The sequence below is a fragment of the Hymenobacter psoromatis genome (assembly GCF_020012125.1).
In the GTDB taxonomy this organism is placed as follows: domain Bacteria; phylum Bacteroidota; class Bacteroidia; order Cytophagales; family Hymenobacteraceae; genus Hymenobacter; species Hymenobacter psoromatis.
The window spans coordinates 3,009,262-3,022,414 of record NZ_JAIFAG010000001.1; the positions used below are offsets into that span (position 1 = coordinate 3,009,262).

Here is a 13,153-nt window from a genome sequence, read left to right on the forward strand (position 1 = left end):
TTTAGGCGCTAGCTAGTAATTGGAGATAGGCTGCTACTTCACTCATACTTTGACTCACCATGCCGTAGCGGGCCTGTAAGTACCAAAAATGTTCGGCAATACGTTGCAATACAAGCATATTTTGAGTCAGGTTCGCCCCAAAATTGTGCGGATGCCACCACAAATGAAATACTTCCTTATGGCGGGCCGCGTGTTCCATGCCATTCAGAATTCGGCGCAGGCGCAAGCCTTCCAACAACTGAAGCCGCCCAGACCAAGGCCGCAAAAAACGACTAGCGGGAATATTGAATGGCTGCTGCTGAGCAAGTTGGGTGAGTGAGTAAGTATTAGAGCCCGAAACGTTTAAATAGGCATCTAGCAGCCGGGCACCGCGCTGCCAGCGCGTTTGGGCCGCTTCGCTCTGCTTCTGATACATCCAGGCAGCTTCATTGCCCCGATAGCACGTGATGCCTAACTCGCGGCAAATAGCTAGATAGGAGGTATTGTACTGGTTGCGCGGAAACACTAGGCTCTGAAGGTGGTACCCCTGCCGCTGGGCCACGGCCACGGCCGCCGCCAGGTCGGCCCGAAAATCGTCGGCGTTCTGACCTGGCTCCAAGCAGTAGTAGTGCGAAAAGGTATGGGTAGCAACTTCCTGCCCCGGTACTCGCCTGATTTGCTCAAGCAGACTATGGCCGTAGTAATACGGGTCGGCGGCCTCATCGGGGCCAAGTTCGGGCAGGGCTACGTAGTTAGATAGATTAGCATCCGCATAAGCGGGCTGCTGGCTGGGCAGGCCTACTAGCAGGTCAGTTCGATTACCAAAGAAAAGTAGTCCCACCGTAGCCCAGGTTGCATGTAGGTTGAATTTCTCGAATAGCGCCAGCATGGCCGGAATGGCTCGCCGGGCTCCTAGAATATTGGCGCCGTAGCCAGCTTTGGTTTGCAGGTCGCGCACTCCCCAAAACAATTCAAAATCCAGAGAGATTACGAACGAGCCGGGCGGGTTAGAACTAGGGTTTGACATTAAGAATGCAACGTTGGCTAGCCACCGAATAAGGCGAGAAAGTTGGGAGTATTGGCTTCTACTGAGTAACGCTCCACGATGGTACGGCGGGCGGCCGCGCCCAATTCAGCCCGCAAACCTGGTTGCGCCAGCAGCCGTTGCAGGGCAGTATACCACTGGTCGGGCGTTGCGCATACGAAACCGTTCCGGCCATCAGCTACTACCTCCGTGTTCATGCCAACCGGCGACACCAGTGCCGGGATACCCAACGCCATGTACTGGAGCGCCTTAAATGCGCACTTGCCGCGCGCCCAAGGGTCGTCCACAAGTGGCATCAGCCCCACGTGAAAAGTTAGCAGGTCGGCAATTTCCGTATCTCTGCGCCAAGGCCGGAAACGAAAGCCCCGTAGCCCTGGGTCATCGGGCGGCTGGTTGGCAATCACGCAAAACTCAAAGTCATGCCCTTCCGCTTCGAGCCGGCGCAGCACGGGCCATATTAGGTCGAGGTGCCGCAGGGTGGTATGCGTACCGGTCCAGCCGATAACGAGGGGGCCAGGCTGTAGCTGGTAACGTACCTGGTTGTGCAGCCGGTTGGTATCGAGGGTAGTGGGGTTTATACTAGCAGACGGGTTGAATTGCCGGGCGAAGTCCCGCAGGTAAGCATTACCACAACTGTTCTTCCAGGCCCAGCGGCAGAGACTGCTTACCTTTTGCTGCCATTTCAGCCGGCCAATAAATCCTGCCTCCCCCGCGGGGTCCTTTAACCAGATAGCATCATCAAAATCGTAGATAATGCGTTTGCGCAGCACCTTGGCAATAATCCATTCCAGTATGGGCGGCCCAATGGGCGCTGCCTCGCGGTGAATAAACACTACGTCGTAGCCCGGCACGGCAAATAGCAGACCCAACCGCCGCATAAATCCCAGTAGAATACCTACTACCTTTTCCCCAGTGTGCCCCGGCTTGTAGAGAATGGCCCAGGTAGCCGGTGATAAGAAGGACTCTTGGCGATACGTGTGCCCCTCCGCCGCTAGCGCCGGCAGGTACTGCTCAAACCGAAACCGCTGCGATGGAGCTTGCCCAGGGGGGTAGGGAGCGAGAAAGAGAATGCTGCTCATAATCAGGTTAGAGCCTGGAACTAGCAGGCAACAAAGCAGTATAGGCCTCACGGGCGCGCTCCACTGAGCGGTATCGCACGGCTAGCCGTTGGATAATAACCCGGTGTAGGGGGTTAGTTAACTGCTCCTGGATACTAGCTAGCGCCGCGCTCACACTGTCTGGCCGGGCGAGGTTAAACACGGCCCCACCACCCTCGGCCGTTATAATGCCCGAGTCGTCACCTACGCCTTCGGTCAGCAGCACGGGTAAGCCGCTGGCCCAGTACTCACCTATTTTAATAGGCGACACATAAGGCGTAGGCCGATGTAGGCCAAAGGCAAAATCGGCCGCCGATAGATAGGCCGGTACTTCGGCAAAGGGCACTTTGGTAATGGTGACGCGGACAGAGTCTAGGTCGACAGCGGCTAGCCGGGCACGCACCTCAGCCGGGGCTTGGGGCGTGAGCAGCAATAGCCGAAAATTCGGCCCAAAAAATTCGGCTACCTCTTTAAACAGCCCGTAGGCTTCCTCATCGTAGTAGATACCCCCAAACTTCCCGACGTAGACCCCACCTACCGTGTCGGCTGTCCAGGCTAACTGCTGCCGCACCTTGGTGCGGGCTATGGGGTCATAGGCAAAATCGGTGAGACTAACCGAGCACGGCACCGTGACGACGCGCTCAGCCGGCACGCCCTCGCGCAATAATTGGCGACGGTAGCTCTCGGCCACTGGCATTAAACCAGCTGCCCGCTTCTTCTGTTGATTTTCCCAATATTGCTGAAAAATATAGCGTGGGTCATACCACCGCCACACGCCTGCTTTTCGCATATATTCGGCGTGCGGCTCGAACGACTCCACATAAAAGGGCAATCCTGTGCGCCGCTGAACCAGGTAAGCAAGTGCCCCCGCTGGTGCACCCCGCGCCAAAATAATATCGGCACCAAACTGCCGCGCCTGTTCGGCCAGCTCACGCGGGAAGCGCCGGAAATCATTAGTTTTTGTCACCAATACCCTTTGTCCAGGCGGCGATAGCAGCGGCTCAAAACTTATTTTATTATTGGCGAAAGGTAGCGTTAGCAGGGGCGGACATAAGGCCGCTTGGCCGCGCTCCACCGTCACCAACCGGATGGCGGCCACATCGGGGCGTGCTTGCAACACATGCAAGTGGGGCAGCACGGTGGCCGTAGTGAGGGGGTCCTCGAAGCCCCAGTAGCTCAAAAATAGAATACGCATGGGTAGCAGTTAGGCAGGGGCTAGCGGCCCAGCAGGCGCTTAGCCCACTGCACTACGCCGGGTGGTGTGGCGCAACGCAGTAGTAGTGCCGCCCCGGCCTGGCCCGGCAGCCCCGGCATGGCCCGCCAAGCAAAGCGTAAGGCCTGGGCCTGATAACCATCAATATGGGCGTGAATGGCACAAAGGTAGTGGAGCCGCCCCAGCAGCACCTGGCGCTGGGCAGCCGTGAGGGTCAGGTGCTGCTGCATCCAGCCTACCGCCAGTTCCAGCCGCCGAATGAAGCCCTGATTATCTGCGCGCATCGAGCGCTGGTCGTGGTCGTTCATTGTCAGTGTCAGGGCATCCACGAGTTGCACCGCGTCACCATGCTGGGTATTTTCGAGCATAAACATCCAATCCTCGATGGCTGCGTAGCGTCGGTCCTCCTCAAAACGGCGTAGGTCGGGGTTTTCACGCCGCACGCACACGTTGCAAGCCAGCGCATTACCCTGCAAAAAGGTATCAAAACCCAATGGCCCGGTCGGTAGGAAAGCAAGGTCGCTGGGCCGTCGCCTCCCCGCGCGGTCAAAGTCGTATTTAGTAGCAATAAAGTTCGGCCAAGTGGGACTGGCTTCGATAGCTGCGTGCAGCGTAGCTAAGTGCTCGGGGTGAAACAGGTCGTCGGAGTCCAAAAAAACGGCGTATTCACCCTGAGCGTGGTCAAGGCCGTAGTTGCGGGCCGCGCCGCGCTCGGCGTTTTGTTTAAGCAGATAGTGAAAGCGGAGGTCGGCCAGAAAAGGCTGCACTATTTCGGCCGTGTGGTCACGGCTGCCATCATCTACCACCAGCACCTCGAAGGTTGCGAACTCCTGCTGGCGTACAGATTCCAGCGTCTTACCAATAAGGTCGGCCCGGTTATAAGTGGGAATAATAACACTGAAAAAAGGCTTTACTGACCGCATCTGACAGACACAAAAATAAAACGTAAAAATACGGGCATAAAAAAGGACTGACCGATTGGTCAGTCCTTCCATGTTAGGCAGGAACTTAGCCTATTCGTGGTAGTTATACACCTTGTGCCCGCCTTTGAGCAGGTAAGCATCGCGGCGAAATAGCTCTACATCAGCAGTCATCATATCCTTCACCAAAGATGCTAGGTCGTGCTTGGGTACCCAGCCAAGTTTGGTCTTAGCTTTGGTAGGGTCGCCAATCAGCAACTCTACTTCGGTGGGACGGAAGTAGCGGGGGTCTATTTCGAGCACTACGTCGCCGGGCTGCACTTTAGCGGCGGGATTATTGACGCTCACTACGTGGCCTTTTTCGTCTACACCGTCGCCCGTGAAGGCCACCTCAATGCCAACTTCAGCAAAAGCCATTTTCACGAAGTCGCGCACGGTCGTGGTCACGCCGGTTGCAATAACAAAATCCTCCGGTTCGTCTTGTTGCAAGATGCGCCACATGGCATCTACGTAGTCCTGGGCATGGCCCCAGTCACGCTTTGAGTCGATGTTGCCCAAGAAAATCTTGCTCTGTAAGCCCAGCGAAATGCGGGCTACTCCACGGGTAATTTTGCGCGTTACAAAAGTTTCACCACGCAGCGGGCTCTCGTGGTTGAAGAGGATACCGTTGCAGGCAAACATGCCGTAAGCCTCGCGGTAATTTACCGTAATCCAGTAGGCGTACATTTTGGCCACCGCATAGGGTGAGCGAGGGTAGAAAGGCGTAGTCTCGCTCTGTGGCACGGCCTGCACTAGTCCATAAAGCTCCGAAGTAGACGCCTGGTAAATGCGCGTCTTATCCGTAAGTCCCAATATGCGAATGGCTTCGAGCAGGCGTAGCGTACCGATGCCATCAGCATTGGCTGTGTACTCGGGTGTATCGAATGACACCTTCACGTGTGACATAGCCCCGAGATTGTAAATCTCGTCGGGCTGAATCTCCTGCACAATGCGAATTAGGTTCGTCGAGTCATTCAAGTCACCGTAATGCAGCGTGAAGCGCACGTTGCTCTCGTGGGGGTCCTGATACAGGTGGTCAATACGGTCGGTGTTGAATAGCGATGAGCGGCGCTTAAGACCATGTACCTCGTAGCCCTTTTTGAGTAGCAATTCAGCTAAGTACGCGCCATCTTGACCCGTAATACCCGTGATGAGTGCAACTTTCATGAAAAGTATGGTTGAATGAGTGATGTCTTAAAGAAAAAGTTAGTATAATTTAAATCTATTTTATGCGATAATTAGCCTACCATTTAAGTGAACTGTCAAGGATACTTAATCTACGCCATGACTTTAGCGTAGAACATCCCCAAATTAGGAATAAGACTTTTCGCAGTTTACTTGCGTAACAAGTTAGCTTATTAAGTAAGCTAACTGCTAAATTCTGAACTCAAATTGTAGTAGCTCTTCTGTTGAAGGTATTATCTTTTATCTAGACTGGCTGCTTCACTTGCCAGCTTATCAAACATTTGGTTAGCAGCTTTAAGAGGCGCCCAGAAGCAATATGCTTACGCAACGGTTGGCGCATTACGAAAGGTATTAACGCGAGCCTATACTGCTGGGTGGCCTCCAATATCCGTGCCCATTGTTGACTCAGGACTTGATAAACAATGTGAACGGGCATTGCCGACTGCCGTGCCTGTCGACCAAAATCTTCGAGTAGGGTAGCTACCTGCTCGTATTCGTTGGAGGTGAAAGTGTGCGGTTCACCGATTGTTAGCAATTCGAACGCTGAAGTTTGCGCTGGCTCCAGCCGAATATTCAGACGTTCCATTTGCTCCCGCTGAATGCGGGCGCTGACCTGCCGTTGCGCCAAACTACGACGACGGCTAATTTGGTGCGGATGAATGCGATAATCCAGTAACACTTCAGAAAGATTGTGTACTTCAGTCACGCTGCACATATCCGCCCAAAGCTTATAGTCTTCCGCACATTCATAAGCTACATTGTAGCGCAGGTTATTATCTAGTAATACCTGCGTGCGAATAATAACTGCTGGCTGAAAAAACGAATTTTGCAGCCACATCGTGTATTGAATTGTACCGTTGTCCGTTGGCACAAGTTTGATGGCTTTGCTCGCGCCGATGTAACGCACGGCACTGCCGCATAGGCCTACCTCCGGGTGTGCCTCCATATAAGCTAGTTGCCTAGCAATTCGCTCAGGGTGAGCAATATCGTCCCCGTCCATACGCACAATGTATCGCCCCCGTGCCCGGTCAATACCTTCGTTCATGTTCGGCGATACGCTACGGTTTACCGGATTGTCGAAAAAAATAATGCGCGGGTCAGTATAACTTCTTACTATCTCGGCAGTAGTATCCGTCGAACCATCGTTATAAATCAGAAATTCAAAATCAGTAAACGTCTGGTGCAGAATACTGTCGATAGATTCGTGAAGGTAAGTAGCCGCATTATAAACCCCCATAAGCACCGTTACAAGTGGCGGAGAGATATAGTTATTAAGTATCATTACATTAAATTTTACAGTATTATTTTTTATGTTTATCAATCCAACGTCGCATGCATTTGAACTTTCAATCACCTACGGTAAACTTGCAAGCTAACTACTCACGCACCGCTGGTTCACATAAAGTTTCATATTAATGTTCTGGTAAATAATACGGAATTTTGCAGAAAATTACTTTAATTTCTACGCGTAAAAAGCTTGCAGATTAATTTAAAGACTGTTTCAACTGCTTAGATAAAGTAGTAATTTATTCATTTGCTTACCTAGTAGCGAACTAAACCGTTTCTCAATAAACACATGAACTAAATACGAAGCGACTAACATCAACCCAATAATGCTTATTAATAAAAAATATTTATTAACTGAATAATTTATTTTTTGAAATAAAATATATCCAATATTACTATGCAATAAGTATAATGGATAGGTAATTGCTCCTAACCGATTTAGCCAGGGAAAACGGCTCATATCTATTTTACGCTTAACTATCAGCCAAAAAAATACGAAGATAAAAGCAATAACTAGAGCAACAATAGTTACTGAGTGAGGCTGATGAAAAACCCTTGTGTGAACTTGTGCTTCAATCCACGCACTACGCACACATAATATAAATGACGCAATTAATAAGCCATAAATTTTCCATAGTGGCATCAGATTATTTTGAAGGACGTAAAAAAGCATTCCCGCAATAAAAAAAGAGCTGTATTCTGGAATGAGTAAATAATGAAAAGGAGTATCTGTAGCAGCTGATAATTGTGCAGCACCTGTATATATAATCCAAATAAGTATGAAAATATCTATTTCTTTAAATATTTTATAAGACATAAGTAAACTTATTAAAAAATAAAAATTAATTTCCGTAGCAAGTGTCCAGTAGGCCCCGTCTATATCACTATAGCCTAAGAAATGCTGGAGCATTGTCATATTCACAATGTATTGCATCTTGGTGACATGCATATTCTCTGACCAAGCTAAGCTTTGTAGTGTTGGCCCAAAAAAAAGAATAATTATGAAAGTAAGTGTACAGGCTACCCAGAAGGCTGGATACAGACGGGTAATTCGTGATATAAGAAATTGCTTCAATGTTTTCTTATAAGCCGACATTAATACCACGTAACCTGAAATAACAAAAAAGAGCTCTACCCCTAGGTAAAAATACTTAGTAATTGGTTCAAAATATTCATATCGTACTGGACTAAGATTAGATAAATTATATACAATAAATGTATAATGATATATCACTACTAAAATAGCAGCTAAGAAACGTAGCAAGTCTATCTCGTAAAATCTAGTATGTATATCTTTTGGCTCTGGTTCCATTTGAAATACTCAAATACAAAATAGGTTAATAAACATTTGTACTTAGTGGCAAATAACATTAATATTTTTTAGGAAACATTCGGTGCAATAACACTTTCGCATAGCTCCGTTTGCCCATTATTTGGTATGCACTGGGGCTTAATAACTGATTACCTAACTCATCGTGGTATAATGCACTAATTTCCGAAACAAAAGATTGCTCGACGCGGCTATCCCACAGCAACTCATTAAATTTCAGAATGAGCAGCCGTACCCGTTCTTCATAACTAATAATACCGTGTTTCTGCAAAATGTGCAGGGTGCGTAGGTACTCGCGGTAGGCCATGCCATTTTTAAGTGAAGGGCTGGTTACATCCTTATCATGCTTGCGAAAGTAATTGAGATACTTGCCCACTACGAATACCTCGCCATGCTGGGCCACCAACATCCAGAATAAGTAATCGCCCGTGAACTTATAGGTGGTGAAGCACTTATCAATCTTATAGTACGTTTCCTTGCGGAAAATAGCTTGACTGGCATTGGATATGGCCGTTATGCGAAGCATCTTTTCCCGCACAAAACTCAGGCCTTGGTATGTCTTGTACAAAAACTTATTTTCGTTGACGTATAGAATATCGTTACCTTTAATAGCCACCGACATGCAAAAGGAGATGCACGTTTGGGGCGTGATGCCAGCCACTAAGGTTTCGAGTAGTGTAGGCTCACACCAGTCATCACTTTCGGCCAGCCATATCCACTCATATTGGGCCAGCTCGATGCCTTTAGCCCATTGCTTGAAAGTAGTTCCGCTGTTTTCAGTATTAATCAATATCTGACTGACACGGGGGTGATTCCGGTATTGCTCGATGACGGTTACACTACCGTCTGTTGAGCAATCATCAAGGATGATAAGTTCGAAGTGCTGGTATGTTTGCTCCAATATAGAATCTAGCCGCTCTTTCAAGTAAGGGCAATGATTATAGTTTGGGACAATAACCGAGATTTGTATGGGCAATGTATCCATTAGAATGGCGGCCTGGTATCGGTTCAGCGCTAATTAAATGCGCTTAATCACCTATGCTGCTCGTAACTTATTTTCCACTTTTTTTTAGCCAGCGGTACAGGAGTCGGTCGCCCAATAAAATTCTAAATCCGCTGGCTTTGCTAAAGAATTTGCGACCGAACGTTCGAAAAATCAACTTCCTTGTTCGAGGGTCTATTACTATAAAATTTCGAAATATTGTCCGTTGGCGAGACCAAGGAATAAAGAAATGGATAGTGGCATTGTACCACAATTCCAACAGAAACCGGATGGCCTTCTCGACAAACACGGGGTCAAGTTCGCCGTATGCGCGCAACAGTATTGGCACGCGACTGGCTTCTTCCACGGTCGTGCCATTTTCATAGTTTTTGCTGCGGGCGTTCTGGCGGTGCGTGCGGAAATAATTGAGCGGCTGAGCCACGTAGGCCATCTTACCTCTGGCTAGTAACCTTGCCCAAAATATCACATCCCCTACCAGCCGATAGCTTTCGTCGGCGGGACCAGCGGCACGCAGGGCGCTGGCCCGCATCAGCACGGCGCTGGCATTGGGGATGAAGTTGCGAAACGATAGATACCGCAACACAAGCGGTAGACCCTCAGCCACGAAGTCATGCTGCCACTGAGGTCCTAGCTCTGTCAGGAAGCTTTCCCAGGTGCCACTCACGTGCCCGTACTCATCTACATCGAATGAGTTGCAATATGCTAGTACTACCGCTTCGTCAGCTAGCAGCGGGACCAACAGCTTTTCCAACAGGTCGGGTTCGGCAAAGTCGTCGCTCTCGGCTACCCATACGTACTCACCTCGGATTAGGGCAAAGCCTTTGTTCCACTGTTTGAAAGTACTGCCACTATTTTGCGCATTGAGCACTACCCGGATGCGGGTGTCCTGAGCCGCATACTTAGCAATTACCGCTCTGCTGTCGTCGGGCGAACAATCGTCAAGCAACAGCACCTCGAGGTCACGGAAGGTCTGGTTCAGCACGCTTTCGATGCGTTGTGGCAAATACCGGGCGTGGTTGTAGTTGGGGATGATAACCGATACCCGCGGCGTAGAGATAGAAGAATTTGGGGTCATGACGTCCATCTTGGCGGTGTGAAGAGGCTGACAACGTTGCGGCATTACTCGCTTATTTCGTTGCTTTCTTCAGGTGTTGCTTTACCAGCCACCAAGTATCCCGGTTTCCAAAATCCAGCGCCAGGCATTGCCCTAGACTATATACCACATCGCCCGCGCTTACCCTGAAATCTAGCATCATGCGCACTATATGCTGAAACGATACCAGCTGCCGCTTTTTTATTTCGGTTTGGTCAACAGTAATTACTCCGAATGGTAGCCGGTCCTTCCAGCGCTTATAGTAGTTTACCGCGTTGTGCAGCCAGTCGGCCCCATACGTACCCATCGAAAAGTGTTCTATCAGCAGTTCAAACGTGACCAGGTTTTTATATTTAGTCTGCACCCTACTGCAAAAATCAATGTCGTAGAAGTGAAAATGCGGAAAATGCTCGCTGTCAAATGGAAACTCCTGCCATACGGCCTTGCGGCAACACAACCACAGTCCGTCCAAGGTAGCAACTTCTGCCGTTTTCTCGGCATCCGGGTTCCAGTGGTCATACTGTGCTACCGAATGCTTGGTTGTGTGTAGTACATTAATGCGGAGAGTATCAGCTCCCCCCCCCGTCCAGCCTGCCGGGGCTTTGGCCTGGTAAGTGCCGCCAGCTACCCCTAACACACCTACGTCTGGGTCTGCTAGGGTGTTAGCCACGATAGCGCCCCAGTCCTGGGTGTGAAACTTGAGGTCTTCATGCATAAAGCATAGGTACTCGTACTTTGCCCGGAAAGCCCCGATGTTGTAGGCTTCGCAGATGCCATATTGTCCCTGGCTGTTATCAATGGCAATAATTTCGTAAGGAATACCGATAGTGGCTTGAACATTTTTTTTGACCTGCTCAAGTTGATAAAAATCACGGGAGCATATTATTAATGAAATCATAATCCACTGTTTACTATCAGAATACAGTACAGTTATTTTTTTGGACGTTTTTTAATAATTCGGTACAAGATGCCGTCTCCCAAAAATTGCCGTAAGCCGCTCATCCTATTGGAAAACATACGACTGGAAAAATTACGCCGAAATCGTGAATAAAATTGTTTATCAATTACTTTTAGGTTGCGGAAAATTTGCCGATGCCTGGTTAGTGAAACGTCATATTCTATCATGCTTGTAAACCAGATATTATGAAGCTTGTCAAGCATTATATCAAAAAAATATGGCTCAAATTTAGTAAAACCATTTAATAAACTCACCATCCGAGTAAGTTCTAATAAAGCCGTTCCATCCGTTATTGTCTTACTACGTACATTGTTTGAGTGCTGGCGGAAATAATTGAGCGGACGCGCCACAAAGGCAACTTTGGAGATAGCTAGAATTTTTGCCCAAAATACCCAATCACCATTTAATCGAAAGGTTTCATCAGCTAGCCCAATCTGCTGTATTATTGATTTTCGAATAACTACTGCACTCGCATTAGGTATAATATTGCGAAAACTCATAAATTTATTTAATAATTCTTCACCAGACCTAACAAAATCTTTTGTCCATAGGGTAGTATCCAGTTCTTCATAAAATAATTTCCAGTCTCCAATAATGGCATTTTTTTCGTCAATACTCCAAGAGTCACTATAAACAAGTCCTATTTCAGCATCAGCCTCTAGGCGAGTTACCAACGTTTCTAAGAATTCAGTATCAGCATAATCGTCGCTTTCCGCAATCCATATGTATTTGCCCTGAGCTAATGCAATACCTTTGTTCCATTGCTTGAATGTGCTACCGCTGTTCTGCTCGTTGAAAGCTAATTGAATGCGGGCGTCCTGCGTGGCATACCGGCTGATAACCTCGCGGCTATTATCGGGCGAACAATCATCCAAAATTATTACTTCTATATCTCTAAACGTCTGATTGAGCACACTTTTGATGCGCTGCGGTAGATACCGGGCGTGGTTATAATTAGGAATAATAACAGAAATATAGGGTAAATTACGCATTAATTAAAAAGTTTATTACTCGAATACAAAATAATGTTTATTATAAAAATCTTTTACTCTACTAGTATATGCCTGGTAACTGTAATCCTGTTCTAAGCGGCTTCTTAGTATGTTATTATACTCACTATAATTCAGCATGTTATCATATCTCATAATGTCTTCAACTATAGTTTTTTCCATCTCATCATAAGACTTATAAAAATTAGGAAATTTTTCATAGGCAGAATCGAAGAAAGTCTCGTTATATACAGCGAAACTAATTCCACCTTTGAGTACTGGAAATATAGTGTAACCGTCAAAACCTTCGCCGAATGATAGAGACCATTTCGCTTGTTTCTCTAGAAGCTTATAATCATCATACTGCATGCCTTTAACAATTACCTGTTTTATATGTGGCAAATTATACTTAATTTTATTAAGAATTGCTGTTTTACGTGGGTGCTCATCTGGGGATACGATTAGAATATCTTTTTTCTTGCTGTAATGTTCAACCAGCAAAGAATTCTGTTCAAACCAAGCTGATAAATAGTGAACTGGAACTTGGTATTTTTGGCTTAGCTTCTTATTGGCATATTGTTTATGTGCAGCCGTGATAGTAACTGTATTTGTTAATTTTTTTAAATTATCAAACACAGTTACTGTTGGCATCAGCTCATTATTTTGATTCATTACATTTATTTGAAGGTTTCGAACGGCTTTCAACTTATCTATTTGCTTTGTAGTCAAATTATCGAGAAAATCTGAAATGAAGCATTCTGGCAAGTGAATAACCAAATCATTTATAATAAATAGATTATTTAGTATAACATTTAACTTAATCAAGTTAACATTATTCATAAACCAATCATATTTTCGTAATGCCGGCTGCTCCGAGGAAGTACAGATAAATACGCTACTATTTTTTAGTATACTTTTAGAAACATAATATAGTGAATAAATAGATAATATTCCACCACTAATCATATTATTTGCTGGTATGTACATAATTATGCTATTCCGTTTATTAATAAGC

Annotated in this window: 12 protein-coding genes; all 12 read right to left on the bottom strand. The window is 47.2% G+C overall.

Features of this window, described 5'->3' with window-relative positions; translation table 11 throughout:
* Position 1 precedes the first annotated feature (1 nt).
* The 12 genes from LC531_RS13075 to LC531_RS13130 all read right to left on the bottom strand — a co-directional run bounded on the left by LC531_RS13075 (position 2) and on the right by LC531_RS13130 (position 12,867).
* Complete coding sequence (locus LC531_RS13075; protein ID WP_223650884.1) at positions 2-1,006, bottom strand: polysaccharide deacetylase family protein; 1,005 nt, start codon at positions 1,004-1,006, stop codon at positions 2-4.
* Between the two features lie 17 nt (positions 1,007-1,023).
* Complete coding sequence (locus tag LC531_RS13080; protein WP_223650886.1) at positions 1,024-2,103, bottom strand: glycosyltransferase family 4 protein; 1,080 nt, start codon at positions 2,101-2,103, stop codon at positions 1,024-1,026.
* A 7-nt stretch (positions 2,104-2,110) separates the two neighbouring features.
* Positions 2,111-3,316, bottom strand: coding sequence for a glycosyltransferase (locus tag LC531_RS13085; protein ID WP_223650888.1), 1,206 nt, complete (start codon positions 3,314-3,316; stop codon positions 2,111-2,113).
* A gap of 20 nt (positions 3,317-3,336) precedes the next feature.
* Positions 3,337-4,257 (bottom strand): glycosyltransferase family 2 protein, encoded by a 921-nt coding sequence (locus LC531_RS13090; protein ID WP_223650890.1) that lies wholly within the window; start codon positions 4,255-4,257, stop codon positions 3,337-3,339.
* A 90-nt stretch (positions 4,258-4,347) separates the two neighbouring features.
* Entirely contained in the window at positions 4,348-5,460 is a 1,113-nt protein-coding gene (gmd, locus tag LC531_RS13095) for a GDP-mannose 4,6-dehydratase (protein ID WP_223650892.1), read from the bottom strand.
* 262 nt (positions 5,461-5,722) lie between these two features.
* Positions 5,723-6,832 carry a glycosyltransferase family 2 protein gene (locus tag LC531_RS13100; protein ID WP_223650894.1) on the bottom strand — a complete coding sequence of 370 codons (1,110 nt, stop codon included), beginning with the start codon at positions 6,830-6,832 and terminating at the stop codon, positions 5,723-5,725.
* Positions 6,833-6,979: 147 nt separating this feature from the next.
* Positions 6,980-8,077, bottom strand: a complete 1,098-nt coding sequence (locus LC531_RS13105) for an acyltransferase family protein (RefSeq protein WP_223650895.1) — start codon at positions 8,075-8,077, stop codon at positions 6,980-6,982.
* A gap of 58 nt (positions 8,078-8,135) precedes the next feature.
* The gene (locus LC531_RS13110; protein WP_223650896.1) at positions 8,136-9,080 is read right to left on the bottom strand and encodes a glycosyltransferase family 2 protein; all 945 of its coding nucleotides are present in this window, start codon (positions 9,078-9,080) and stop codon (positions 8,136-8,138) included.
* Between the two features lie 67 nt (positions 9,081-9,147).
* Positions 9,148-10,182, bottom strand: a complete 1,035-nt coding sequence (locus tag LC531_RS13115) for a glycosyltransferase family 2 protein (protein ID WP_223650897.1) — start codon at positions 10,180-10,182, stop codon at positions 9,148-9,150.
* A gap of 43 nt (positions 10,183-10,225) precedes the next feature.
* Entirely contained in the window at positions 10,226-11,089 is an 864-nt protein-coding gene (locus tag LC531_RS13120; RefSeq protein ID WP_223650899.1) for a glycosyltransferase, read from the bottom strand.
* Positions 11,090-11,121: 32 nt separating this feature from the next.
* Positions 11,122-12,141, bottom strand: coding sequence for a glycosyltransferase (locus LC531_RS13125; RefSeq protein ID WP_223650901.1), 1,020 nt, complete (start codon positions 12,139-12,141; stop codon positions 11,122-11,124).
* Between the two features lie 15 nt (positions 12,142-12,156).
* Positions 12,157-12,867 (bottom strand): hypothetical protein, encoded by a 711-nt coding sequence (locus LC531_RS13130; RefSeq protein ID WP_223650903.1) that lies wholly within the window; start codon positions 12,865-12,867, stop codon positions 12,157-12,159.
* Positions 12,868-13,153: the final 286 nt, after the last annotated feature.

Bases quoted from the DNA above. Each gene is read 5' to 3' on its own strand.
- gmd (WP_223650892.1), bottom strand. From the start codon at position 5,460: ATGAAAGTTGCACTCATCACGGGTATTACGGGTCAAGATGGCGCGTAC.
- LC531_RS13125 (WP_223650901.1), bottom strand. From the start codon at position 12,141: ATGCGTAATTTACCCTATATTTCTGTTATTATTCCTAATTATAACCAC.
- LC531_RS13090 (WP_223650890.1), bottom strand. From the start codon at position 4,257: ATGCGGTCAGTAAAGCCTTTTTTCAGTGTTATTATTCCCACTTATAAC.
- LC531_RS13085 (WP_223650888.1), bottom strand. From the start codon at position 3,316: ATGCGTATTCTATTTTTGAGCTACTGGGGCTTCGAGGACCCCCTCACT.
- LC531_RS13105 (WP_223650895.1), bottom strand. From the start codon at position 8,077: ATGGAACCAGAGCCAAAAGATATACATACTAGATTTTACGAGATAGAC.
- LC531_RS13080 (WP_223650886.1), bottom strand. From the start codon at position 2,103: ATGAGCAGCATTCTCTTTCTCGCTCCCTACCCCCCTGGGCAAGCTCCA.
- LC531_RS13120 (WP_223650899.1), bottom strand. From the start codon at position 11,089: ATGATTTCATTAATAATATGCTCCCGTGATTTTTATCAACTTGAGCAG.
- LC531_RS13075 (WP_223650884.1), bottom strand. From the start codon at position 1,006: ATGTCAAACCCTAGTTCTAACCCGCCCGGCTCGTTCGTAATCTCTCTG.
- LC531_RS13110 (WP_223650896.1), bottom strand. From the start codon at position 9,080: ATGGATACATTGCCCATACAAATCTCGGTTATTGTCCCAAACTATAAT.
- LC531_RS13115 (WP_223650897.1), bottom strand. From the start codon at position 10,182: ATGGACGTCATGACCCCAAATTCTTCTATCTCTACGCCGCGGGTATCG.